The sequence below is a fragment of the Mesorhizobium sp. M0088 genome (genome assembly GCF_040322895.1).
GTDB lineage: Bacteria > Pseudomonadota > Alphaproteobacteria > Rhizobiales > Rhizobiaceae > Mesorhizobium.
Genome location: NZ_JAMYUI010000023.1, coordinates 1 through 21,799, shown reverse-complemented (window position 1 = coordinate 21,799; position 21,799 = coordinate 1). Strand labels below are relative to the sequence as shown.

The 21,799-nt window shown below is 62.1% G+C and carries 28 protein-coding genes; 17 read left to right on the top strand and 11 right to left on the bottom strand.

Annotated features, from left to right (window positions below):
• Window positions 1–69: 69 nt before the first annotated feature.
• Window positions 70–882: a VOC family protein gene (locus tag NKJ67_RS25110; RefSeq protein ID WP_352583754.1), complete on the bottom strand. Its 813-nt coding sequence runs from the start codon at window positions 880–882 to the stop codon at window positions 70–72.
• A 249-nt stretch (window positions 883–1,131) separates the two neighbouring features.
• Here NKJ67_RS25110 and NKJ67_RS25105 point away from each other — a divergent pair, with 249 nt between their 5' ends.
• Window positions 1,132–1,686 (top strand): RBBP9/YdeN family alpha/beta hydrolase, encoded by a 555-nt coding sequence (locus tag NKJ67_RS25105; RefSeq protein WP_352583752.1) that lies wholly within the window; start codon window positions 1,132–1,134, stop codon window positions 1,684–1,686.
• 6 nt (window positions 1,687–1,692) lie between these two features.
• Here NKJ67_RS25105 and NKJ67_RS25100 read toward each other — a convergent pair whose 3' ends face one another.
• Window positions 1,693–2,466: an HpcH/HpaI aldolase family protein gene (locus NKJ67_RS25100; RefSeq protein WP_127322704.1), complete on the bottom strand. Its 774-nt coding sequence runs from the start codon at window positions 2,464–2,466 to the stop codon at window positions 1,693–1,695.
• A 126-nt stretch (window positions 2,467–2,592) separates the two neighbouring features.
• A complete protein-coding gene (locus NKJ67_RS25095; protein WP_127322703.1) occupies window positions 2,593–2,913 on the bottom strand; it encodes a DUF1476 domain-containing protein in 321 nt (106 codons plus the stop codon).
• 275 nt (window positions 2,914–3,188) lie between these two features.
• On the opposite strand from NKJ67_RS25095, the gene purC reads away from it, so the two are divergent.
• From purC to NKJ67_RS25065, 6 genes are all read left to right on the top strand, one after another.
• Window positions 3,189–3,983: a phosphoribosylaminoimidazolesuccinocarboxamide synthase gene (purC, locus tag NKJ67_RS25090; RefSeq protein WP_013532127.1), complete on the top strand. Its 795-nt coding sequence runs from the start codon at window positions 3,189–3,191 to the stop codon at window positions 3,981–3,983.
• A 28-nt stretch (window positions 3,984–4,011) separates the two neighbouring features.
• Complete coding sequence (gene purS, locus NKJ67_RS25085) at window positions 4,012–4,254, top strand: phosphoribosylformylglycinamidine synthase subunit PurS (RefSeq protein WP_023810342.1); 243 nt, start codon at window positions 4,012–4,014, stop codon at window positions 4,252–4,254.
• A 1-nt stretch (window position 4,255) separates the two neighbouring features.
• Window positions 4,256–4,924, top strand: a complete 669-nt coding sequence (gene purQ, locus NKJ67_RS25080) for a phosphoribosylformylglycinamidine synthase subunit PurQ (RefSeq protein WP_352583750.1) — start codon at window positions 4,256–4,258, stop codon at window positions 4,922–4,924.
• A gap of 84 nt (window positions 4,925–5,008) precedes the next feature.
• Window positions 5,009–5,674, top strand: a complete 666-nt coding sequence (locus NKJ67_RS25075) for a glutathione S-transferase family protein (RefSeq protein WP_352583748.1) — start codon at window positions 5,009–5,011, stop codon at window positions 5,672–5,674.
• Window positions 5,671–6,078, top strand: a complete 408-nt coding sequence (locus tag NKJ67_RS25070) for a hypothetical protein (protein WP_023810339.1) — start codon at window positions 5,671–5,673, stop codon at window positions 6,076–6,078. The genes NKJ67_RS25075 and NKJ67_RS25070 overlap by 4 nt, the downstream gene beginning before the upstream one ends.
• 3 nt (window positions 6,079–6,081) lie before the next feature.
• Complete coding sequence (locus NKJ67_RS25065) at window positions 6,082–6,723, top strand: Pr6Pr family membrane protein (RefSeq protein WP_352583746.1); 642 nt, start codon at window positions 6,082–6,084, stop codon at window positions 6,721–6,723.
• A 76-nt stretch (window positions 6,724–6,799) separates the two neighbouring features.
• Here the strand turns inward: NKJ67_RS25065 and NKJ67_RS35190 are convergent, their stop codons facing one another.
• Window positions 6,800–7,051, bottom strand: coding sequence for a DUF1127 domain-containing protein (locus NKJ67_RS35190; RefSeq protein ID WP_502905239.1), 252 nt, complete (start codon window positions 7,049–7,051; stop codon window positions 6,800–6,802).
• 93 nt (window positions 7,052–7,144) lie between these two features.
• On the opposite strand from NKJ67_RS35190, the gene NKJ67_RS25055 reads away from it, so the two are divergent.
• From NKJ67_RS25055 to NKJ67_RS25030, 6 genes are all read left to right on the top strand, one after another.
• Entirely contained in the window at window positions 7,145–8,554 is a 1,410-nt protein-coding gene (locus tag NKJ67_RS25055; RefSeq protein WP_352583744.1) for an aminotransferase-like domain-containing protein, read from the top strand.
• A gap of 119 nt (window positions 8,555–8,673) precedes the next feature.
• On the top strand, window positions 8,674–10,905 hold the full coding sequence (purL, locus tag NKJ67_RS25050) for a phosphoribosylformylglycinamidine synthase subunit PurL (RefSeq protein ID WP_352583742.1): 2,232 nt from the start codon (window positions 8,674–8,676) through the stop codon (window positions 10,903–10,905).
• Between the two features lie 45 nt (window positions 10,906–10,950).
• Window positions 10,951–11,472: a hypothetical protein gene (locus tag NKJ67_RS25045; protein ID WP_352583740.1), complete on the top strand. Its 522-nt coding sequence runs from the start codon at window positions 10,951–10,953 to the stop codon at window positions 11,470–11,472.
• 132 nt (window positions 11,473–11,604) lie between these two features.
• On the top strand, window positions 11,605–11,838 hold the full coding sequence (locus NKJ67_RS25040) for a BolA/IbaG family iron-sulfur metabolism protein (protein WP_010909092.1): 234 nt from the start codon (window positions 11,605–11,607) through the stop codon (window positions 11,836–11,838).
• A gap of 141 nt (window positions 11,839–11,979) precedes the next feature.
• The gene (gene grxD, locus NKJ67_RS25035) at window positions 11,980–12,315 is read left to right on the top strand and encodes a Grx4 family monothiol glutaredoxin (RefSeq protein ID WP_006332883.1); all 336 of its coding nucleotides are present in this window, start codon (window positions 11,980–11,982) and stop codon (window positions 12,313–12,315) included.
• 164 nt (window positions 12,316–12,479) lie between these two features.
• Window positions 12,480–13,748 carry a multidrug effflux MFS transporter gene (locus NKJ67_RS25030; protein ID WP_127269497.1) on the top strand — a complete coding sequence of 423 codons (1,269 nt, stop codon included), beginning with the start codon at window positions 12,480–12,482 and terminating at the stop codon, window positions 13,746–13,748.
• Here the strand turns inward: NKJ67_RS25030 and NKJ67_RS35185 are convergent.
• The 4 genes from NKJ67_RS35185 to rpsD all read right to left on the bottom strand — a co-directional run bounded on the left by NKJ67_RS35185 (window position 13,745) and on the right by rpsD (window position 16,641).
• Window positions 13,745–14,152 (bottom strand): UCP034077 family protein, encoded by a 408-nt coding sequence (locus NKJ67_RS35185; protein WP_127269496.1) that lies wholly within the window; start codon window positions 14,150–14,152, stop codon window positions 13,745–13,747. The genes NKJ67_RS25030 and NKJ67_RS35185 overlap by 4 nt on opposite strands.
• 61 nt (window positions 14,153–14,213) lie before the next feature.
• Entirely contained in the window at window positions 14,214–15,041 is an 828-nt protein-coding gene (locus tag NKJ67_RS25020; protein ID WP_352583738.1) for an inositol monophosphatase family protein, read from the bottom strand.
• Entirely contained in the window at window positions 15,031–15,915 is an 885-nt protein-coding gene (gene ttcA, locus NKJ67_RS25015) for a tRNA 2-thiocytidine(32) synthetase TtcA (protein ID WP_292700039.1), read from the bottom strand. Before ttcA ends, NKJ67_RS25020 begins: the two co-directional genes overlap by 11 nt.
• Before the next feature lie 108 nt (window positions 15,916–16,023).
• A complete protein-coding gene (gene rpsD / locus NKJ67_RS25010) occupies window positions 16,024–16,641 on the bottom strand; it encodes a 30S ribosomal protein S4 (protein ID WP_023759539.1) in 618 nt (205 codons plus the stop codon).
• 375 nt (window positions 16,642–17,016) lie between these two features.
• Here rpsD and NKJ67_RS25005 point away from each other — a divergent pair, with 375 nt between their 5' ends.
• A complete protein-coding gene (locus NKJ67_RS25005) occupies window positions 17,017–17,226 on the top strand; it encodes a hypothetical protein (RefSeq protein WP_127271832.1) in 210 nt (69 codons plus the stop codon).
• Window positions 17,227–17,310: 84 nt separating this feature from the next.
• Here NKJ67_RS25005 and NKJ67_RS25000 read toward each other — a convergent pair whose 3' ends face one another.
• The 3 genes from NKJ67_RS25000 to NKJ67_RS24990 form a co-directional block, all read right to left on the bottom strand.
• Complete coding sequence (locus NKJ67_RS25000) at window positions 17,311–17,499, bottom strand: DUF3008 family protein (RefSeq protein ID WP_023810328.1); 189 nt, start codon at window positions 17,497–17,499, stop codon at window positions 17,311–17,313.
• 64 nt (window positions 17,500–17,563) lie between these two features.
• Entirely contained in the window at window positions 17,564–18,364 is an 801-nt protein-coding gene (gene murI, locus NKJ67_RS24995) for a glutamate racemase (RefSeq protein WP_127810652.1), read from the bottom strand.
• Entirely contained in the window at window positions 18,357–19,271 is a 915-nt protein-coding gene (locus NKJ67_RS24990; protein ID WP_352583735.1) for an RNA methyltransferase, read from the bottom strand. Before NKJ67_RS24990 ends, murI begins: the two co-directional genes overlap by 8 nt.
• A gap of 214 nt (window positions 19,272–19,485) precedes the next feature.
• Between NKJ67_RS24990 and NKJ67_RS24985 the strand changes: the two genes are divergently transcribed.
• The 3 genes from NKJ67_RS24985 (at window position 19,486) to NKJ67_RS24975 (ending at window position 21,685) form a co-directional block, all read left to right on the top strand.
• A complete protein-coding gene (locus NKJ67_RS24985) occupies window positions 19,486–20,697 on the top strand; it encodes an NADP-dependent isocitrate dehydrogenase (RefSeq protein WP_352583733.1) in 1,212 nt (403 codons plus the stop codon).
• 148 nt (window positions 20,698–20,845) lie between these two features.
• Window positions 20,846–21,028 carry a hypothetical protein gene (locus tag NKJ67_RS24980; RefSeq protein WP_128308299.1) on the top strand — a complete coding sequence of 61 codons (183 nt, stop codon included), beginning with the start codon at window positions 20,846–20,848 and terminating at the stop codon, window positions 21,026–21,028.
• A gap of 12 nt (window positions 21,029–21,040) precedes the next feature.
• Complete coding sequence (locus tag NKJ67_RS24975) at window positions 21,041–21,685, top strand: glutathione S-transferase family protein (protein WP_292659824.1); 645 nt, start codon at window positions 21,041–21,043, stop codon at window positions 21,683–21,685.
• The last annotated feature ends 114 nt before the right edge of the window (window positions 21,686–21,799 follow it).

The following is a 21,799-nucleotide window of genomic DNA, read 5'->3' as shown; positions in this document are numbered from 1 at the left end:
ACTTTGGCGCTGCCCCTCATTTCCCTGCCGGGCATTTCTCCCCGTATAGTGACGGGGAGAAAGACGCTCTCAAGCCTTGGCGGGAACAGTCCTGATCACCGTGCCCCACGGATCTTCGCGGGTTGCCGGGCTCGTCACCTTGTCCGAACGCATCTCGACCCAGGCAAGGCCCGACCGGCTCGAATCGCGGCGGCCGGCGCCTGAACTCTGCCAGGCGTTGGCGCCGATGTGGTGGTGATAGCCGCCCGACGACAGGAACACCGCCTGGCCACCGTATTTGGCCATGGTGTCGAAGCCGAATTCCTGGTTCCACCAGGCTTCGGCTTCTTCCGGCCTGCCGACGCGAAGGTGGACATGGCCGACGACGCTGTTTTCCGGCGCGCCCTGCCAGCCGGCGTCACCCGCAGGCACTTCGGCAACGACGGACGGAATGTTCATCCGCTCGGTCGCCATCGCCACCTTGTCGCCATTCCACTTCCAGTCCTTTGGAAGGCGGTCGGCGTAGATCTCGATACCGTTGCCCTCCGGGTCGGTCAGGTACAATGCTTCGCTGACCAGATGGTCGGAAGCGCCATCGATGGCGATCTTGTTTGATATGGCGTGGTTGATCCAGCGGCCGAGATCGGCACGGCTGGGGAGCAGGAAGGCTGTGTGGAACAGGCCGGCGCTGCGCGGATCATCCGGCTTGGCCGAAGGATCGGCCTCGATGACCAGCAACGGACGGTTGGCGGCGCCCAGCGTTATCGCACCATCGGCGCGGCTCAGTTCCTGCAGACCGACGACGCTGCGATAATAGGCGGCAAGGCTTTCCGCGTCGCGCGCCTTCAGCCCGACACAGGCAATGCTGACCGGGGTGGTGGCGGCAAAAGGCAACTCGCTCATCGAATGCTCCGTTCGACCGGCCTGCGATGAAGCTCCCAAGGCGAGAAGCCCCACTCCGCCGATCATTGTACGTCGTGTCAGTTCCAAAGTCAGGGTTCCCGCGCACGGCTGTTTCTTTTCCTGACCACAGATCGTCCATCGGCATCGTTCACACAAGACGCGAAGAAGCGAACATGGTGTTCACTATTGTGATCAAAAGCGGCGTTCCTGCCGGTTGCACGAAGCGATGCCGCTCGCTATCTCAGCGCCATGAAGGTCAAGGGAGCAGATATTCTCATCGTACCGGGCTACACCAATTCCGGCCCCGACCATTGGCAGAGCCGCTGGCAGTCGAAACTGTCGACGGCGCGCCGCGTCGAACAGGCCGAGTGGTCGAAGCCGGTTCGCGAGGACTGGACGGCGAGCGTCGCCAAGGCGGTCAACGAGGCCGAGCGGCCGGTCGTCCTGGTGGCGCACTCGCTCGGTGTCGCCGCTGCAGTGCAAGCCATTCCGCAATTCCGCAAGCCGGTCGCCGGGGCCTTCTTCGTGGCACCTCCCGACGTCGCCAATCCCGAGATCAGGCCCAGGCACCTGATGACCTTCGGCCCCTATCCGCGTGAGCCGCTGCCCTTTCCTTCGATCGTGATCGCCAGCCGCAACGATCCGTTCTGCGCCTTCGATGTCGCCGAAGACATTGCCGGTGCATGGGGCTCGCTGTTCATCGATGCCGGCGAGACCGGTCATCTGAACGCGGATTCAGGCTTCGGGCCGTGGCCCGAAGGTTCAATGACCTTCGCCAAATTCCTGACGGATTTGAAACCCTGAGTTTCTTCAGGACCCGATCGAATCGCGGACGCTCTTGATCAGCGTTTTTGCGCCAAGCCCGATCAGCGAATGCTCGGAGCCCATGGCCAGCAGGCGATAGCCCATCGACACGACCCGGCCGGCAATTGCCGGCTCGACAACGTAGATCGCAGCATGTTTGCCGGCCTTGCGGGTGCGCTCGGCAACCGATGCCACAGTCTCCATCATGCTTTCCAGCGTCGAATTGACGGTCGCACCATTGCTCCAGGCGATCGAGAAATCCGACGGGCCGAGGAAGATGCCGTCGATGCCGGGCGTGTCGAGAATGCCGTCGAGCGCATCGAGGGCGGCGCGCGTCTCGACCATGGCGAAGGCCATTGTGCGCTGGTTGGTGTCGCGCAGCCATTCGGCCTGGTCGCCTTTGCCGTGGCGTGGAAAAGCGTAGGTCGGACCCCAGGAGCGCTCGCCGAGCGGCGGGTATTTCATGGCGGCGGCGAACAGTTTTGCATCGGCAACCGAATTCACCATCGGCGCGATGACTGCCTCGGCGCCGAAATCGAGCGCGCGGCTTGCCATGTCGAAACGGCCAACGGGAATGCGCACCAGCGCCGGCTTGCCGGCAGCCAGCACCGGCACCAGGCCACGCAGCACGCTGTCTTCGTGATGGCCGCCATGCTGCATGTCGAGCGTGACGGCATCAAAGCCCTGCTTGGCGACGATCTCGACGGTCAAGGCATCCGGCACGCCGGACCATGCGGTGAACAGCGTTTCGTCGGCCGCGAGGCGGGACTTCAGGGACATGGATACTTTCCTTGTTAACTCCGGCAGTTTCAGCCGGAAATCGTGACAAAGGCAAAGAAAAACCGCCCGGATAGGCCGGGCGGTCGATTGGTCCAGCGTATGGCCGGCATCAGCGCATGGCCCGGATCAGGTGTTCTTGATCTGCTCGATCGCCTGCGCCATCAGCTCGTCCATGGTGCGACGGATCTGGTGGTCCGACTGCTCGACGCCGGCCGCGTCGAAATCCCCGCGGATTTTGCGGAACACGTCGTGGTCGCCGGCTTCCTCGATGTCGGAGACAACCACTTCCTTGGCATAGGCGTCGGCATCAGCGCCGGACTTTCCGAGCTTTTCGGCGGCCCACAGGCCGAGCGCCTTGTTGCGGCGCGCCGAGGCCTTGAACCGAAGCTCCTCGTCGAATGCGAATTTACGCTCAAAGCCCTCTTCGCGGTCTTTCATGCTGCTCATGGCGTCCCTCCGGTCAAATTCGATTCGTTGGCGGTGAATATGTGCGTTGCCAAAGCACAAACCAAAAGGTCGCGGGCCGGTCAATACGCTTCATCGCATGCTGCGCTGCGGCATTTCAGTCCCGAAAGCGGTTGATTGGAAGGATTTGCCGATTGAGCAAACGATGTGATTGGGATAGACCCGGCATTGAACCCTACCGTAGCCGCACTATTTCAGGCAGACGGACAGGAAATGGTCTGATACCGCCCTGTCCGGAACCCCAGAGAAAAATCCAGATGAAAAATCGCCGCCGCATTTATGAAGGCAAGGCCAAGATACTCTATGAGGGACCCGAACCGGGCACGCTTATCCAGTTCTTCAAGGATGACGCCACCGCGTTCAACAAGAAGAAGCACGAGGTCATCGACGGCAAGGGCGTCCTCAACAACCGCATTTCCGAGTACATTTTCAACCATTTGAACCGCATGGGCATTCCGACCCATTTCATCCGCCGGCTGAACATGCGCGAGCAGCTGATCAAGGAAGTCGAGATTATTCCGCTCGAAGTGGTGGTGCGCAATGTCGCCGCCGGTTCGCTGTCCAAGCGGCTCGGCATCGAGGAAGGCACCGTTCTGCCGCGCTCGATCATCGAATTCTATTACAAGGCCGACGCGCTCGACGATCCGATGGTGTCGGAAGAGCACATCACGGCGTTCGGCTGGGCGAGCCCGCAGGAGATCGACGACGTCATGGCGCTGGCCATCCGCGTCAACGACTTTCTCTCCGGCCTGTTCATGGGCGTCGGCATCCAGCTCGTCGACTTCAAGATCGAATGCGGCCGGCTGTTCGAGGGCGACATGATGCGCATTGTCGTCGCCGACGAGATCTCGCCGGATTCCTGCCGCCTGTGGGACGTGGCGACGCAGGACAAGCTCGACAAGGATCGTTTCCGCCGCGACATGGGCGGCCTTGTCGAGGCCTACCAGGAAGTTGCCCGCCGCCTCGGCATCATGAACGAGAACGAGCCGCCGCGCCCGACCGGCCCGGTGCTTGTCGCCTCGACCGACGGCCTCAAAGGCAAGCCGCACTAACCCGGATTCGAACAGGAGCATGTCCAGCGTGATCAAGGCCCGCATTACCGTCACCCTCAAGAACGGCGTGCTCGACCCGCAGGGCAAAGCGATAGAACACGCATTGTCGGGCCTTGGCTTCGGCGGCGTCGGCGCGGTGCGGCAGGGCAAGGTTTTCGACGTCGAGTTGGCCGAAAGTGACAAGGCCAAGGCCGAAGCGGACCTCAAGGCCATGTGCGACAAGCTGCTGGCGAATACGGTGATTGAGAATTACGCGGTGGAGATTGCCTAAATTGAAATCAGCCGTCGTCCTTCTGCCTGGCCTCAACCGCGACCGCGACATGATCGCGGCGTTGACCAAGATTTCGGGAACACCGCCGGTCACCGTCTGGCAAACCGACACCGAAATCCCCGATGTCGACCTGATCGCCATTCCGGGCGGCTTTTCCTTCGGCGACTACCTGCGCTGCGGCGCGATCGCGGCGCGCATGCCGGTCATGCGGGCGGTGGCCGAAAAAGCGGCCGCCGGCGTTACGGTCATCGGCGTCTGCAACGGTTTCCAGATCCTAGTCGAGGCCGGCCTGTTGCCGGGCGCCTTGATGCGCAACACCTCGCTGAAATTCGTCTGCCGGCAGGTGAAGCTCGAGATCAGCAATGCCAACACCATGTTCACGCGCCGCTATCAGCCGGGCCAGATCATCCGCTCGCCGGTCGCGCATCATGACGGCAATTATTTCGCCGACGCCGACACGCTTGCCCGTATCGAAGGCGAAGGCCAGGTGGTGTTCCGCTATGCCGAGGGCACCAACCCCAACGGCTCGATCAACGACATTGCCGGCATCGTCAACAGCCAAGGCAATGTGCTCGGGCTGATGCCGCACCCGGAAAACCTGATCGAAGCAGCCCATGGCGGCACCGACGGCCGCGGACTGTTCGAGAGCGCCCTCGGCATCGCCGCCTGACGATATCGAAGCGAACAGCTTGAAAACAGCCGGACATTCCTGTCTCTTTGGAGCAAGTCTGGTTCATTGGGGAGAGAGACGGTCATGAAACTCTATTCGCGGCCGTTGTCGCCCTACTCGTCGATCGTGCGGGCATTGGCCTACATCAAGGACGTACCGCTCAAGATCATCGCGCCGCCGCCCGGTTTTCCCATCCCGGAAGAGTTTCGCGCCATCTCGCCGATGAACCGGGTTCCGGTGCTGATCACCGGCTCGGGCGAGACGATCGTCGAATCGGTGGTCATCGCCGAATATCTCGAGGAACGGTTTCCGGAGCCGGCGCTGCTGCCGCCCGATTCCAAGGACCGGGCACTGGTGCGCATGTTCGCCCGCATCACCGATCTCGACGTGCTGACCCCAACGATGAAGCTTTTCGAGCTCCATTTCGTGCCGAAGCGCAACAATGTCGAGATCGACGCCCAATTTGCCCGCCTGCATCATGGACTGGCGGCGATCGAGGCGCGCATGGCGCAAGGGCCCTTCGCACTCGGCGACGACATCAGCTTCGCCGATGCCTGGCTGACGCCGACACGGTTCATCTTCAACAATTTCCGCGCCATGACGGGACGCCACGACCTGCTCGACGCCTATCCGAAATTCGACGCCTACCAGCAGATCGCCTCGCAACACCCGGCATTGTCGCGGGTGTGGGGCGAGATGACCGATGGTTTGAAGATTTTTCTGTCCGAGCTTGAGATGGGTGCCGCTTGATCAAGTCGAAGACGATCGCGCTGGTCGCCGCGGCGGGCTTTGTGCTGGCATCCTGCCAGTCGACGCCAAAGAGCACGCCTGTTCCCTCAGGCAAAAGTGCTGCGCTGCTGGCCATGGAACAAGTGGCGATCGCTGCCCACAAATGCTGGATCGCCAGCAAGGACCCAGCCTTCAAACCGTACCAGATGGCCAATGAGCTGAATTCGTTCAGCGGCACGCCGCGTTTCCTGCTGGTGCCGGCCAAGCACTATGGCGGCAAACCTTTGCTGGTCGTGCAAGCGCAAGGCAATTCTAGCCGCGTCGACGTCTTCGGACCGCTGATGAACGATCCGCTCGGCGCCCGCATCGGCTCGGACATCGCCCGTTGGCAGGCCGGCAATCCGGCCTGCGCCGCGACGGCCTAGCCCATGGGCCGGTTCCTGCAGATCGCGGGTCTGGTCATCGGTCTGGCCGGGCTCATCCTGCAGTTCTGCATCAGCATTCCGGCATCGATGGAAGCCGGCCGCAGCCTGCTTGGCTCAATCATTTTCGTCTCCAGCTTCTTCACCATCCTGACCAACATCGGCGCGGTGCTGGTGTACACGTCGCTGCTGTCACCCACCTTCTATGCCTGGCTGCCGGCCTTTGCAGGCGCGCGGATGCGGGCCGGCGTTGCGGTTTCGATCGCGCTGGTCTTCATCATCTACGCAACGGTCCTGGCACAACTCTGGCAGCCGCAGGGGCTGTTCCTGCTCTGCGACGTCCTGCTGCATTATGTGACGCCGGTGCTCTTCGTGCTGTGGTGGTTGATATCGGGCGCTGACGGCAGGACGCGCTGGAGCGACATTTCCTGGTGGGTGATCTATCCCATCGCTTATCTGGTCTATGCGCTGGTGCGGGCGCCGTTTGCCGGCGAGGTGCCCTACCCTTTCCTGGACATCGCCAAGAACGGCGCGACCGGCGTCGCCATCTCGGCCGCAGCCATCACCGGACTTTTCCTCGTGCTGTGCGTGGTCGCCGTCCTTGCGGACCATGCCGTTGCACGCACCAGGGCATCGAGCGTCCGTTAGAACTGTGCGGACGTCCTGTCCGCATTTCCCGGGACCATCATCTTTCCCAAACCGGTTCCCACTTTTGGGATCAGGGTCAGTCCCAGAACGGCCTGATGCCCTCGCGGTGGGCGTCGCAGCGCGTGACGCCGATATCCTTGAGCTGGTCGTCGGTCATCTCCAGCAGCGCAAACCGGCTGCGGCGGCGATCCAGCAGGTTGTCGATCCATCTTGCCATCGACCTCAGCACGCGCACAAGACGGCTGACAAAACCGCGCTGAGACGATGGGCGTGTGGATTGGCCTGATAATGCAGCGCTCGAATGACGTATTGTCGCGATTGTATTCATTTTCTTTCTGCCAACGTTCTAGATTGTACCCTTTTTTGCACGCGATTGATATGTATTGACTCATCCCTCGGTGCAATATAGAAAATTGTCACCATGACAACTTGGCTTCCCGATCTCACCACCGGCTCCGGGCCGCTGTATCAGCGCCTGGCGGATTCCATCGAGACGGACATCGATCGGGGCGTGATCGATGCCGGCGCAAAGCTGCCGCCGCAACGCGACCTCGCCTACGACATCGGCACCACCGTCGGCACGGTCGGCCGGGCCTATCAATTGCTGCGCGAGCGTGGGCTGGTGAGCGGCGAAGTCGGGCGTGGAACCTATGTGCTCGGCCAGCGCGCGAAGCCGGATTTTCCGGCTCCGGACGTCGGCGGCGAAGGCACGCGCTATATCGATGCGCCTAAGGGCAAGCTGCGTTTCGACAGCACCGCAGCACCTGATATCGGCCAGGGCGACATTGTCGCCGGTGTCCTGTCGCGCACGGCGCAGGACCATCCGCATGAGATTTCGAGCTACACGCGGGACTTCCCCGACCGATGGTACGAAGCCGGCGCCCGCTGGTTGGCGCGCAATTCGTTTCGTCCGAGTGCCGACACCATCGTTCCCACGCTCGGCACCCATGCGGCGGTGATGGCGGCGATCGCGGCGCTCACCATGCCTGGCGACTATATTGCCTTCGAGCACCTCACCTACTCGCAGATTTCCCGCAGCGCCGGCCTGATCGGCAGGCGCACCGCGCTGGTGGCATCGGACGAGGAAGGCATCGATCCGCAGGATTTCGAGCGCGTCTGCGCGCAAAAGCATCCCAAGATGATCTTCCTGATGCCGACGGCGCAGAATCCGACGCTGGCCACCTTGTCGGCGGCGCGCCGCGAGGCGATCGCCCATGTCGCACGCGAATACAACGTCGTCCTCATCGAGGACGATCTCTATGGCAATCTGACCGATGATCCGACACCATTGCTGGCCGAGTATGCGCCTGAACGCACCATTGTCGCCGGCGGCCTGTCGAAGTCGGTCGCAGCCGGTGTGCGCGGCGGCTGGCTTTCCTGCCCGCCCGCCTACCGCCACCGCATCCGTGTCGCCCACAAGATGATGACCGGCGGCATGCCCTTCCTGCTGGCGGAGGTGAATACAAGGCTGGTGCTGTCAGGTCAGGCGGATGAGATACGCAAGCGCAGCATCGCCGAAATCGGCGCCCGCATCGCCATCGTGCGCGAGACTTTGGCCGGCTTCGCGTTCAAGTCGCATGACAGGGTGCCCTTTGTCTGGCTGACCCTGCCCGACCCCTGGCTTTCCGGCACCTTCAAGAACGCCTGCCTGGAGCACGGCGTGCTGATCGACGACGAGGACGAATTCAAGGCCGGCCGTTCCGAGCAGGTTTTCCATGGTGTCCGCTTTGGCGTTTCGCAGCCGAGACAGCGCGGGGATATCGCTGAAGGCGTCGCGGCGATCCGGCGACTTCTCGATGAAGGCCGCGCCGGCTACGACAGCTTTTCCTGACACTGCGTGGCTTTGTCCGGTTTTGCGTCGTTTTTCGTCAATCCATGGGTGTATCGGCCGCAAGGCTTGCGATAAGACGGGACTCAAAATCCCAATGTCCCGGATATAAATCGCCGCCCATGACCATTTCCAATTCCGTGCCGATCACCCCCGAGCTCATTGCCTCACACGGGCTCAAGCCCGACGAGTATCAGCGCATCCTCGATCTTGTCGGGCGCGAGCCGAGCTTCACCGAACTCGGCATCTTCTCGGCGATGTGGAATGAGCACTGCTCCTACAAATCCTCGAAGAAGTGGCTGCGCACGCTGCCTACCACTGGTCCGCAGGTCATCCAGGGGCCGGGCGAGAATGCCGGCGTGGTCGACATCGGCGATGGCGACTGCGTCGTCTTCAAGATGGAGAGCCACAACCACCCGTCCTATATCGAGCCCTACCAGGGCGCGGCGACCGGCGTCGGCGGCATATTGCGCGACGTCTTCACCATGGGCGCGCGGCCGATCGCGGCGATGAATGCGCTGCGCTTCGGCGCGCCTGACCATCCCAAGACCCGGCACCTCGTTTCAGGCGTGGTTTCCGGCGTCGGCGGCTATGGCAACGCCTTCGGCGTGCCGACGGTCGGCGGCGAGGTCAATTTCGACGCCCGCTACAATGGCAACATCCTGGTCAACGCCTTTGCGGCGGGCCTTGCCAAGACCGATGCGATCTTCCTGTCGGAAGCCAAGGGTGTCGGCCTGCCGGTCGTCTATCTCGGCGCCAAGACTGGCCGCGACGGTGTCGGCGGCGCCACCATGGCCTCGGCCGAATTCGACGACAAGATCGATGAGAAGCGCCCGACAGTGCAGGTCGGCGATCCCTTCACCGAAAAGTGCCTGCTGGAAGCCAGCCTCGAGCTGATGGCCTCGGGCGCCGTCATCGCCATCCAGGACATGGGTGCCGCCGGCCTCACCTGCTCGGCGGTGGAAATGGGCGCCAAGGGCGACCTCGGCATCGAGCTCGATCTCGACAAGGTGCCGGTGCGCGAAGAGCGCTTGAGCGCCTACGAGATGATGCTGTCGGAAAGCCAAGAGCGCATGCTGATGGTGCTGCGCCCGGAAAAGGAAAAGGAAGCCGAGGCGATCTTCCACAAATGGGGGCTCGACTTCGCCATCGTCGGCAAGACCACCGACGATCTGCGCTTCCGCGTGCTGCACCAGGGGGATCAGGTCGCCGATCTGCCGATCAAGGATCTCGGCGACAAGGCTCCGGAATATGACCGGCCGTGGGTCGAGCCGAAAAAGCCGGCGCCGCTGGCCACCAATGACATTCCGCAAGCCGACGTTGCCGACGCGCTGCTGAAGCTGCTCGGCGGGCCCGACCTGTCTTCGCGCCGCTGGGTCTGGGAGCAGTATGACACGTTGATCCAGGGCAATTCGCTGCAGCTTCCAGGCGGCGATGCCGGCGTGGTGCGGGTCGAAGGCCATGCGACCAAGGCGCTCGCCTTCTCCTCCGACGTGACGCCGCGCTATTGCGAGGCCGACCCTTATGAGGGCGGCAAGCAGGCGGTGGCCGAATGCTGGCGCAACTTGACCGCCACCGGCGCTCTGCCGCTGGCCGCCACCGACAACCTCAATTTCGGCAACCCGGAACGGCCCGAGATCATGGGCCAGCTGGTCGGCGCGGTGAAGGGCATCGGCGACGCCTGCCGCGCGCTTGGCTTCCCGATCGTCTCCGGCAATGTCTCGCTCTACAACGAGACCAACGGCCAGGGCATCCTGCCAACCCCGACCATCGGCGGCGTCGGGCTGATCGCCGACTGGTCGAAGATGGTGCGGACCGGCTTTGCGGCCGAGGGCCAGATGATCCTGCTGGTCGGCGCACCCGCGTCCTGGGGAACGCATCTCGGGCAATCGGTCTATATGCGTGACGTACACGGCCGCACGGATGGCCCGCCGCCGCCGGTCGACCTCGAGCATGAGAAGCGCGTCGGTGACCATGTGCGCGCGCTCATCGCATCCGGCATCGTCACGGCGGCGCACGACGTTTCCGATGGCGGTGTCGCCGTTGCACTTGCCGAGATGGCGATGGCGTCCGGAATCGGCGCCGCCGTTCCCGGTCTTGTCGGCACCGACCCGATCCCGGTCTGGTTCGGCGAGGATCAGGGCCGTTATCTCCTGACGTTGTCGATCGATCCGGATAGTGACGAATGGGACGCCATTCGCAAGCAGCAGAGCGAGCTTGGCATCTTCGCGCCGTGGATCGGCTCCACGGGTGGCAGCGCGCTGAAGCTTGGCGACACCAGGGCAATCCCGGTCAGCGAACTCTCCGCGGCGCACGAAGGCTGGTTCCCCCGCTTTATGGACCAGGCCAGTTGACGAGAGCATGATCCCGAAAAGTGGGAACGGTTTTTCGGGAAACTCATGATCAATCACAGGAAACTGGCTGCCCGGGCGCTGCTTGCAGTCGTTTTCTGGCCGTCGCTGTTCTTCTTCTGGTTCCTGGGACCGTTCTTCTTTTTCCTGCTGTCGACGACCTCGAGCGAGGTTTGTATGCGGCTGGAAACACGTGCGGAGTTCCTTGCCGCGGCCAACGGCGCCATCCCGATGCTGGCGCTGCAGAACCTCCTCTATGCAATTCCGATCATCTGCCTGGTGCTTTGGGGCCGCCTTGCGCCGGATCCGGCACGGGCAAGGCATATCGTCACCTGCGTCAAGCTTTTCGCCGGCGCGGTGGTCGTCGGCGCGTTATGGGAGTACGGCTCGTCGCTCATCTGCGACGGCTATGGCCAGGGGTTCTTCTCGCCAGCTTGGCAAATGACGAGCTATCTTCCCATTGTCAGCCTCGTGCTCAACGTGCCGCTCTATGTACTGGCCTTCAGCCTTGGCCGCGCTTTCTCGACACGTGACGACGTTGCCGAGGATGAAGCAAGCCCACCGGCCTAGTCTTTCTCTGAAGCCGTCTGGCCTCTTGGTGTTGGTTGGACAGAACGGCTTCAATCCGGACCGGAAAGGCTTTAGGCTCGCCCGACTCTCATCTTATGGCCTGACACCGGCCGCTCGAAACAGGATTTTGCCATGGCAATGGATGCCCACGACATCGAAAAACTGATCAAGGACGGCATTCCGGACGCCAAGGTGACGATCCGCGATCTCGCCGGCGACGGCGACCACTATGCGGCCGAGGTGGTGGCCGAGAGCTTTCGAGGGAAAAGCCGCGTCCAGCAGCACCAGATGGTCTATGACGCGCTGAAAGGGAATATGGGCGGCGTGCTGCACGCACTCGCCTTGCAGACCAGCGTTCCGGACTGACCCTTAGCGCTTGGCCCAACACGGCCCATCCTTTGCGCCATTTCAGCCGCGGCGCGGCTAACGTCTTGTTTCGAGCAATCGTTGGGTTTATTTGAAGGGTATGTTTCGAGCCTGACTCCCACAGGCGGGAAAGGATATTCCATGAGCGGTATCAACGACTACATCGACAATGAAGTGAAGGGCAACGACGTCGTCCTTTTCATGAAGGGCACGCCCGGTTTCCCGCAATGCGGATTTTCCGGCCAGGTCGTCCAGATCCTCGACTATATCGGCGCCGACTACAAAGGCGTGAACGTTCTGGACTCCGCCGAACTGCGCCAGGGCATCAAGGAATACTCCAACTGGCCGACGATCCCGCAGCTCTACGTCAAGGGTGAATTCGTCGGTGGCTGCGATATCATCCGCGAGATGTTCCAGGCCGGTGAGTTGCAGACATTCCTCGTCGAGAAGGGCGTCAGCGTCAAAGGCGCCGCCTGATTTCTGTTTTGTGCATGCCCGAAAATCGACGTTGATTTTGGGCATCGAGCACCAGGCACCCGGGGCAGCCCCACCTCGGCAATTTTCATGTCCTGAACCCAGGACCAGGACGAGCCAATGCGCCGGCCCGCCGGCGCATTTTCGTTTGAAAGATCGGACTTGCCGTGGACCAGCCAAAACCAGCGCCGCAATCGGCAAGCAAACTGCCCATTCCGCGCTGGGAGTTCATCGCCCTGTGCGCGGCGCTGATGGCGCTGAACTCGCTGGCCATCGACATCATGCTGCCGGCGCTGCAGCAGATCGGCGCCACGCTCGGCGTCGAAAATGAAAACCACCGGCAGTACGTCATAACGGCCTACATTCTGGGCTTCGGCGGCGGACAGTTGTTCTTCGGGCCGATCTCGGATCGCTTCGGGCGTCGCGCACCACTGGTCGCCGGGCTGGTGATCTATGTCGCCGCGGCCGCGGCTGCCGCCATTGCGCCAAGCTTTGAGACACTTCTGCTGTGCCGGGCCGTGCAAGGCATTGGTGCGGCCGCCACCCGCGTCATCGCCGTATCGATCGTGCGCGATACGTTCGACGGCCGGCGCATGGCCGAGGTGATGTCGCTGATCTTCATGGTGTTCATGGCGATACCGGTCATTGCTCCCGGCATCGGCCAGTTCATCATGCTGTTTGCGACCTGGCATTGGATCTTCGTCACCATGGCCGTCGGTGCGCTCCTCGTCTCGGCCTGGTCGCTGCTGCGCCTTCCTGAAACGCTGCATCCCGAACATCGCCGGCCGTTGACACTCAACTCCATTGTCGGCGGGTTTCGCATCGTGCTCACCAACCGCATTGCGATCTGCTATGCCTTCGCCAGCACCTTCATCTTCGGCGCCATGTTCGGCTTCATCGCTTCGGCGCAGCAGATCTATGTCGACATCTTCCATGTCGGCGAGATGTTCCCGGTCATCTTCGCAGGCGTCGCGGGCGTGCTCGCCTTCTCCAACTTTCTGAATTCGCGCCTTGTCGGCCGCATCGGCATGCGCCGCCTGTCGCAGAGCGCGCTGCTGCTGTTCCTGGTCATCAGCCTTGCCTGGCTGATCGTTTCGCTGGAAATGAAGATGCCGCTCTGGCTGTTCATCACCTTCTTTGCCTGCGCCATGCTTCCGTTCGGTGCGCTGGGCGCGAACTTCAACGCGCTGGCCATGGAGCCGCTCGGGCAACTGGCCGGCACGGCGTCGTCGATCCTCGGTTTCATGCAGACGTTTCTCGGCGGCATTCTCGGCACGCTGATCGGCCAGGCCTTCAATGGCACGGTGACGCCGCTGGCCGCCGGCTTCTGCAGCGTGTCGATCGCGGCGCTGCTGATGATCTTCATCGCCGAGCGCGGCAAGATGTTCCAGCCGCAGAACGCGCCCGTTTCAGGGCACATCACCGACTTGCATTAGGATGCACCCTCAAGGGCTGCCGTGAACCGAGGGGCGAGCATACGCCCCGCGATTGCTTCACCCATGCTGTCCGAAAAGGGCAATGGCAGAGCATCATCGAGTGCCCTGAGAATGGATGCCACGAAGGCACGGCTGCGCTGGGCATCGGTTCCCAGATCGGCATATGTGGCGCGAGGCTTGCCGATCAGTGTGCCGTTGCGGCGAAGCGAGAACCGCAGGGTCAGGGACATGCCCGCGGTTCCGGGTGGCGGTTTCCAGCAGGCATAGATAGCGTCCGACATCTCCCTTATCGTATCGACAGGATCGGAACTGCGACAACTGCGCTCCTGCGATCTTGCTTCCTGGGAACTGGTAGACAGAGCGGCGGCAAGAGCCGCGGCGACAAATGCGAACCGGGGTTTCATTCGAGAGCCTCCGGATTTGCGTGAAATTGCACCGCTCCTTCGGCTAACGCAGGAATCGTTCCTATTGCGCCCAAAGCTCGCGACGCAATTCGTGCCAGCTTTCCTGGTCTGGCGCGACAAGCAGGCCGCCGCCGAGATGCGAGGGCAGATAGGTGCTGCCGTCGAAGCGCGCGGCATGGCCGCCGGCCTCGGCATGGATCAGCACGCCGGCCAGATGATCCCACGGCATCAGCTTGTTGTAGACCACGAAGTGGGCATGGCCGCTCGCCAGCAGGCGGTATTCGTGCGCGGCGCAGCGATAGGCGAATTGCGACAGGATCTTCGTCTGGTTGCGCGCCAGCCGCGACCGCTCCGGTTCGGGCATATATTGCCAGGAGACCGAGCCGGTCATTTCCGAGATCGGCGCGGGTGCCGCGACATGCACCTTCTCCAGGCTGCCATGCGCATGCCGGATATGGCTGCCGGCGCCCCTGGCACCAATCAGCCAGTCCTTGCCGACGGGATCGTGGATGATGCCGGCAACCGTCTCGCCCTGGACCACGACCGCCAGCATGACGCCGAACAGCGGCACGCCGGAGGCGAAGTTGAAGGTGCCGTCGACCGGATCGATGACGAAGGCCAGATCGGCATCGCCCAGACCATCGAGCAGTGCCGGATTGTCGGAACAGGCCTCCTCGCCGACGATCATCGCCTGGGGATAGCGCTCGCGCAGCCGCGCGGTGATGAGCCGCTCGGCATTGACGTCGGCTTCGGTCACAAGGTCGGCGGCCGAGGTCTTCTGCCTGACATCGCCATCGCCCAGCCGGCGAAAGCGCGGCATGATCTCGGTCAGCGCCGCCTCGGACAGAATGCCGGCCAGCCAATCGATCGCGGTATCGTCAAATGTCATCGGAAAGGTCTTGCCTTGTGGTGAGGGTGTCGTTGAGGGCAGCGAAGTCGAACAGTTTCCTGTCGAGCAGGTGCGATGGCCTGCTGTTCGACAGCGCGCGCAGCATCGTATCCTTGCGGCCCGGCATACGCTTTTCCAAATCCTCGAGCATCGCCTTCATGGCGTTGCGCTGAAGACCTTCCTGGCTGCCGCAGAGATCGCAGGGAATGATCGGGAATTGCATGGCGGCAGCGAATTTTTCCAGATCGGCCTCGGCGCAGTAGCTCAATGGCCGCAGCACCATGACGTCGCCGTCGTCGTTGAGCAGTTTTGGCGGCATGGCGGCGAGACGGCCGCCATGGAAGAGGTTCATGAAGAAGGTTTCGAGAATATCCTCACGATGGTGGCCGAGCACCAGCGCCGAGCACCCCTCCTCGCGCGCAATGCGGTAGAGATGACCGCGCCTTAGGCGCGAGCAGAGCGAGCAATAGGTGCTGCCCGCCGGCAGCTTGTCGGTGACGACGGAATAGGTGTCCTGATACACGATCCGGTGCGCAATGCCGTGGCTGTCGAGATAGTCCGGGAGGATATGTTTGGGGAAATTCGGCTGGCCCTGGTCGAGATTGCAGGCCAGAAGATCGACCGGCAAGAGCCCGCGCCATTTGAGGTCGAGCAGCACCGCGAGCAGTCCGTAGGAATCCTTGCCGCCAGACAAGGCAACGAGCCAGCGCTGGCCGGGCTTCAACATCGTGAAATCGTCGATCGCCTGCCGGGTCAGCCGCAGCAGCCGCTTGCGCAACTTGTTGAATTCGACCGAGGACGGGACGTCGGCGAACAACGGGTGGAAGCCGCCTTCGCTGTCGGCGATCGGTTCGATGTCTGGAAGCATATTCATGGCATGTCGCTTTCAGTGGCCCAGAGCGCCGGATTAGCGGACATGACCGACAAAGAAAAGGCCGCCTCGACGGGCGGCCTTTGCTTGGTATCGCAGAACGCGCTCGTTTTAGCGCGAATAGAATTCAACGACCAGGTTCGGTTCCATCTGCACGGCGAACGGAACGTCCGCCAGGCCGGGAATGCGCGAGAAGGTCGCGACCATCTTGTTGTGATCGGCTTCGATGTAGTCCGGCACGTCGCGCTCGGCGAGACCGACCGCTTCCAGAACGATGACCAGCTGCTTCGACTTTTCGCGCACTTCGACGACATCGCCCGGCTTGCAGCGATACGAGCCGATGTTGACGCGCTTGCCGTTGACGTTGACGTGGCCGTGGTTGACGAACTGACGGGCGGCGAAAATGGTCGGCACGAACTTGGCGCGGTAGACGACCGCGTCGAGACGCGATTCGAGCAGGCCGATCAGGTTCTCCGAGGTGTCGCCCTTGCGGCGGTCAGCCTCTTCATAAACCTTGCGGAACTGCTTTTCCGAAACGTCGCCATAGTGACCCTTCAGCTTCTGCTTGGCGCGCAGCTGCAGGCCGAAATCGGAAAGCTTGCCCTTGCGGCGCTGGCCATGCTGGCCGGGACCGTATTCACGCTTGTTGACCGGGGACTTCGGGCGGCCCCAGATGTTTTCGCCGAGACGACGGTCGATCTTGTACTTCGCGGATTCGCGCTTGCTCATCGCATTCCCTTTTCAAAACAATACACCCGGAACCTCATGGTCCGGGTGAAGGAAACGCGCCCTCCTCTGGCCTCCGTTTTCGAGACCTGACAGGGTTTTCCCACGCAACGCGGCGGAAAACCCACGGGACACGTCAGTTCAAACAAGATAGTAGAATTGGATTTCCACGCATCTTGCGCACATAAAGAAAACCACCGGGCATTGCGGCCCGGTGTTGGTGCGCTGATTAAACGGAGATTTAACCGGTGTCAAGCTTGTGGCTGGCGCAGGCCATGGCGACGATATAGCGTCTCTGGGTTGAGTACAGTGCCGGATGTGGCGGGAGGTTGCGCCAGCGGCATCAGGAAGGGACCGGAGCAGAGGAGCTACAATCGCATGAAGAAATTCTTCCTTACCCTGACAGGAGCCGCTGTGTTGGCGGGATCCATGGCGGTCCTGACACCGGAGCCGGCGGAGGCCAGGCATTGGCACGGACACCGACATCACCAGGCTTGTCGCATCGTGATCAAGAAGAAGGTTATCTGGCGGCACGGCCACAAGAAGGTCATACGCTACAAGATCAAGCGCTGCAGCGGGCGCTGGTAGGCTCCTATCCGGTCTCAGGCGGCCGACATCGATTCAAAGCCCGCGGTTTTGGCCGCGGGCTCTTTGATTCCGGATGCTTAATCCTTAGTCTTTCGACTTCTTCTCCGGCAGGCCCTTGCGCTTCGTCTCGGCGAATTCCTCGAGCTGCTTTTCGCTCATCGATTCGTACATTCCCTTAGAAGCGCCCTGCAGTTCGCTCTTCTTGGTCTCGCCGCGCTTGGCCGACAGAGCCGCGCCGGCGGCTTTCTGCTGGGCTTTCGAGGTGGCTGGCATGGTTCTTTCTCCCGTTAGAATCCGGAGAAAAACGCAACGACTACCGTGATGTTCCGCTTCGCAATCACGACATTGCCAGCCCGAAGCCCTGTATCAGGCGACGGGTCGGGAAATCGGCTCTTTTCGATGTGAAGACGGCAAGGTCGGGGCCTTCAGGCAGCATCTCGCCACGACCGCTCGGATCGATGTCGGCGAGAAGCGACAGCGCCCGGCGCGCAATCGCTTCAGCGGGGTCGAGCCAATCGACCGGCCAGGGCGCCGTCTTGCGCATGCGATTGGCCAGAAAGGGGTAGTGTGTGCAGGCGAGCACGACGATATCCGTACGCAGCGCATCATGTTCGACGAAGCACGGCGTGATCTCGGTGCGTACGGCCTCCTCATCGACGAAGCCCTCACGCATGTAGATCTCAGCCAGTCCCGCCAGCCTGTCGCTGCCGACCAGGCGGACATGGCATTTCTGCGCCCATTTGCTGATCAGGTCGCGGGTGTATTGGCGCTTGACGGTGCCAGGCGTCGCCAGCACCGAAACCAGCCCTGAGCGCGTACGTTCCGCCGCTGGCTTGATCGCAGGCACCATGCCGACGAAAGGATGCGCGGGAAATCTATCGCGCAGCGCATCGATCACCAACGTCGAGGCGGTGTTGCAGGCGATGACGGAAATGGCCGGCGCAAAGCGCTCAAGCAATTTGCCGAACAATTCGAGTATATGCGCCCTCAGCGCCGGCTCTTCCCAAGCGCCGTAGGGAAACGCAGCGTCGTCGGCGACATAGATGAAGCGGCGATCGGGCATCAGCACGCGCGCCTCGCGCAGCACGGTAAGCCCGCCGATGCCCGAATCGAACATCAGGATCGGCCGCTCAGTCATTGTCGGTTCCTTTTCCGCCAAGCGGCGGTATGTCATCGTCCTTGCCGGTGTCGGCAAGGCGCGCCGCTTCCGCCTTGCGGGCCCGCGCGGCGGCCGCGGGCAAGCGCCGCGGATCGTCGCCAGGGGACCCGTCGCCGCGCGGCATCGCCGGCGAAAACCTGTCGAGCGACGAGATGATGCCGCGCAGCACCTTGAGCTCCGGTTCGGCAAAGCCAGGGCGTGTCAGCACCGCACGCAGATTGTCGACCATTTTCGGCTTCTTCGGTGCCGGCCGGAAATAGCCGCGCGCTTCCAGCGCGCCTTCGAGATAGGCGAACAGGCCGTGCAATTCTTCCTTGCTTGCCGGTTTCATGTCCGGGCCGGAAAAATTGGTCTTGGTCTCGTCCTCCAGGCCGGACTTCATCCATTCGTAGGACATCAGAAGTGCTGCCTGGGCGATGTTGAGCGAGGAGAAATCGGGATCGACCGGGAAAGTGACGATCTCGTCGGCAAGGCCGACCTCGTCATTGTAGAGGCCGAAGCGTTCGCGTCCGAACAGGATGCCGGTGCGCTGGCCCATCACGTGGCGCGCCCGCAGCAGCCTGCCCGCCTCCACCGGCCCGCGCACGGATTTGAAGCCGTCGCGCTGCCTGGCCGTGGTGGCGAAGACAAAGTTCAGGTCGGCGAGCGCCGAGGCCAGATCGTCGAAGACGGTGACAGCGTCGATGACATGATCGGCGCGGCTGGCCGCAGCGCGCGCCTTCTCGCTCGGCCAACCATCACGCGGGTTGACCAGGCGCAGCTCCGACAGGCCGAAATTGGCCATGGCGCGCGCGACCATGCCAATGTTCTCGCCAAGCTGAGGCTCGACGAGGATGATCGCCGGGCCGGCGACTGCAATGCTATCGGGATCTTTGATGACGGGCATGATTGTCAATGAACTGCTGTTTGCGGCATTTCAGCGTCCCTGCCACATTCGGCCGGGAAAATGAAGCATTCGCAAATGACGACGGCTCTGGCCTCCAATTCGTGACCGATCGCCGTTTGCGTGGCCAAAAGCGCTTTGATATACGGGCGACATCTCCCGGCCCAACGCCGCGCGGGCAAGGCCGTCCCATATCCAGCAACGAGGCATTCTTTCCATGGCGAAGATCAAGGTGGCGAACCCGGTCGTCGAACTCGACGGCGACGAGATGACCCGCATCATCTGGCAGTTCATCAAGGACAAGCTGATCCACCCTTATCTCGACCTCAAGCTTGAATATTACGACCTCGGCATCGAGCACCGCGACGCCACCAACGACCAGGTGACCATCGATTCGGCCAACGCCATCAAAAAACACGGGGTCGGCGTGAAATGCGCGACGATCACCCCCGACGAACAGCGCGTCGAGGAGTTCAAGCTGAAGAAGATGTGGAAGTCGCCGAACGGCACCATCCGCAACATCCTCGGCGGCACCATCTTCCGCGAGCCGATCATCATGAAGAACGTGCCGCGCCTGGTGCCCGGCTGGACCAAGCCGATCATCGTCGGCCGCCATGCCTTCGGCGACCAGTACCGCGCCACCGATTTCCGCTTCCCCGGCAAGGGCAAGCTGACCATCAAATTCGTCGGCGAGGGCGGCCAGGTGATAGAGCACGATGTGTACGACGCGCCCGGCGCCGGTGTCGCCATGGCCATGTACAATCTCGACGACTCGATCCGCGAGTTCGCCCGCGCCTCGCTGAACTACGGCTTGCTGCGCAACTATCCGGTCTATCTGTCGACCAAGAACACCATCCTCAAGGCCTATGACGGTCGCTTCAAGGACATCTTCCAGGAGGTCTACGAGGCCGAGTTCGAGGCCGAGTTCAAGTCGAAGAAGCTGTGGTACGAGCACCGCCTGATCGACGACATGGTGGCCTCTGCCCTGAAATGGTCGGGCGGCTATGTCTGGGCCTGCAAGAACTATGACGGTGACGTGCAGTCCGACACGGTTGCGCAGGGTTTTGGGTCGCTCGGCCTGATGACCTCGGTGCTGATGACACCGGACGGCAAGACGGTGGAAGCCGAAGCCGCGCACGGCACCGTCACCCGCCACTACCGCCAGCACCAGAAAGGCGAGGAAACCTCGACCAACTCGATCGCCTCGATCTTCGCCTGGACGCGTGGCCTCGCGCACCGCGCCAAGCTCGACGACAATGCCGACCTGAAGCGTTTTTCCGAAACGCTGGAAAAGGTCTGCATCCAGACGGTCGAGTCCGGCTTCATGACCAAGGATCTGTCGCTCTTGATCGGCCCCGACCAGCCCTGGCTGTCGACCACCGGTTTCCTCGACAAGATCGACGAGAACCTGCAGAAGGCGATGGCGTAAAACATGTCGCCCAAAAGCCTACCCTCGATCTTGATCTGAGTGTGCGACAGTATTAGCTAACGACAACGACTTGAGGCGTGTCGAATTGCAAACCTGTCTTCCATGGATGCGCTGCATTTCAAGATCTAAGCCAAACAGGTAGATGTAAATGGCTATGTGGTTCGATCAGCAAGAACGACTAAAGAGTGCCAAGGGCAAAGAGCTTTTGGACTCCATGCCGAAGTATGAGGGGCAAGCCGCCAATGTCGCTCCCGCGCCAGCGGACCTTGGAGGCAAGATCACGCTCGTGATTGGGGAAGATGGCAAGCCCGTTGCAAAGATAAAAGAGTAGATCGTTATCCGCATCGGTCATAGGTTCAACACCACATCGTCGAGCAAGCCCATCGTCTACGGGGCGGACTACAGCGTCTATGTACGCATCGTCCGCCTCGTGCTCGCGGAAAAAGGCATCGACTACGAGCTTGTGCCGGTCGATGTCTTTGCCGCCGAGGGGATTCCCGCCTGGTATTTCGAGCATCATCCGTTCGGCCGCATCCCGGCCTTCTGTTATGACGGGTTTCGCCTCTTCGAGACCAATGCGATTGCCCGCTATATCGACGAGGCCTTCGAAGGACCGGCGCTGCAGCCTGCCGACGCGCGCGGCCGCGCCAGGATGGGCCAGATCATCGGCATGCTCGACGCCTATGGCTATCGCGCCATGGTTTGGGATGTTGCCGTCGAGCGGCTGGAGGAGGCTGAGCCGGATGAGGAATTGATCGCCGGCGGCCTTGCTCAGGCTGAGACGGTGCTGAGATCGCTGAAGCCACAAGGTCCGTGGCTGCTTGGCGACCGGCTGACGCTGGCGGACCTGCACGCCGCGCCGATCATCGCCTATTTCGTCAAGGTCACGCAAGGGCGCGATCTGTTGGCGCGGTTCGCGGATATTCGGGACTGGTATGCGCGCGTCGCTGATCGTGCGAGCTTTACGCGGACTGAAAAGGTCGCTTAGGCCGAGTGAACTTCCTCAACGCCGGCGCCGCCCCTTGTATCTGCACGAGATGATTATGTGCGATGGAAGCGATTGAGCCTCGGGCCGGATGGCCATCCGGCCCGAGGCTTGGCG

Bases quoted from the DNA above. Each gene is read 5' to 3' on its own strand.
- NKJ67_RS25110 (WP_352583754.1), bottom strand. From the start codon at position 882: ATGAGCGAGTTGCCTTTTGCCGCCACCACCCCGGTCAGCATTGCCTGT.
- NKJ67_RS25105 (WP_352583752.1), top strand. From the start codon at position 1,132: ATGAAGGTCAAGGGAGCAGATATTCTCATCGTACCGGGCTACACCAAT.
- NKJ67_RS25100 (WP_127322704.1), bottom strand. From the start codon at position 2,466: ATGTCCCTGAAGTCCCGCCTCGCGGCCGACGAAACGCTGTTCACCGCA.
- NKJ67_RS25095 (WP_127322703.1), bottom strand. From the start codon at position 2,913: ATGAGCAGCATGAAAGACCGCGAAGAGGGCTTTGAGCGTAAATTCGCA.
- purC (WP_013532127.1), top strand. From the start codon at position 3,189: ATGAAAAATCGCCGCCGCATTTATGAAGGCAAGGCCAAGATACTCTAT.
- NKJ67_RS25075 (WP_352583748.1), top strand. From the start codon at position 5,009: ATGAAACTCTATTCGCGGCCGTTGTCGCCCTACTCGTCGATCGTGCGG.
- NKJ67_RS25065 (WP_352583746.1), top strand. From the start codon at position 6,082: ATGGGCCGGTTCCTGCAGATCGCGGGTCTGGTCATCGGTCTGGCCGGG.
- NKJ67_RS35190 (WP_502905239.1), bottom strand. From the start codon at position 7,051: ATGAATACAATCGCGACAATACGTCATTCGAGCGCTGCATTATCAGGC.
- NKJ67_RS25055 (WP_352583744.1), top strand. From the start codon at position 7,145: ATGACAACTTGGCTTCCCGATCTCACCACCGGCTCCGGGCCGCTGTAT.
- purL (WP_352583742.1), top strand. From the start codon at position 8,674: ATGACCATTTCCAATTCCGTGCCGATCACCCCCGAGCTCATTGCCTCA.
- NKJ67_RS25045 (WP_352583740.1), top strand. From the start codon at position 10,951: ATGATCAATCACAGGAAACTGGCTGCCCGGGCGCTGCTTGCAGTCGTT.
- NKJ67_RS25040 (WP_010909092.1), top strand. From the start codon at position 11,605: ATGGCAATGGATGCCCACGACATCGAAAAACTGATCAAGGACGGCATT.
- grxD (WP_006332883.1), top strand. From the start codon at position 11,980: ATGAGCGGTATCAACGACTACATCGACAATGAAGTGAAGGGCAACGAC.
- NKJ67_RS35185 (WP_127269496.1), bottom strand. From the start codon at position 14,152: ATGAAACCCCGGTTCGCATTTGTCGCCGCGGCTCTTGCCGCCGCTCTG.
- NKJ67_RS25020 (WP_352583738.1), bottom strand. From the start codon at position 15,041: ATGACATTTGACGATACCGCGATCGATTGGCTGGCCGGCATTCTGTCC.
- ttcA (WP_292700039.1), bottom strand. From the start codon at position 15,915: ATGAATATGCTTCCAGACATCGAACCGATCGCCGACAGCGAAGGCGGC.
- rpsD (WP_023759539.1), bottom strand. From the start codon at position 16,641: ATGAGCAAGCGCGAATCCGCGAAGTACAAGATCGACCGTCGTCTCGGC.
- NKJ67_RS25005 (WP_127271832.1), top strand. From the start codon at position 17,017: ATGAAGAAATTCTTCCTTACCCTGACAGGAGCCGCTGTGTTGGCGGGA.
- NKJ67_RS25000 (WP_023810328.1), bottom strand. From the start codon at position 17,499: ATGCCAGCCACCTCGAAAGCCCAGCAGAAAGCCGCCGGCGCGGCTCTG.
- murI (WP_127810652.1), bottom strand. From the start codon at position 18,364: ATGACTGAGCGGCCGATCCTGATGTTCGATTCGGGCATCGGCGGGCTT.
- NKJ67_RS24990 (WP_352583735.1), bottom strand. From the start codon at position 19,271: ATGCCCGTCATCAAAGATCCCGATAGCATTGCAGTCGCCGGCCCGGCG.
- NKJ67_RS24985 (WP_352583733.1), top strand. From the start codon at position 19,486: ATGGCGAAGATCAAGGTGGCGAACCCGGTCGTCGAACTCGACGGCGAC.
- NKJ67_RS24980 (WP_128308299.1), top strand. From the start codon at position 20,846: ATGGCTATGTGGTTCGATCAGCAAGAACGACTAAAGAGTGCCAAGGGC.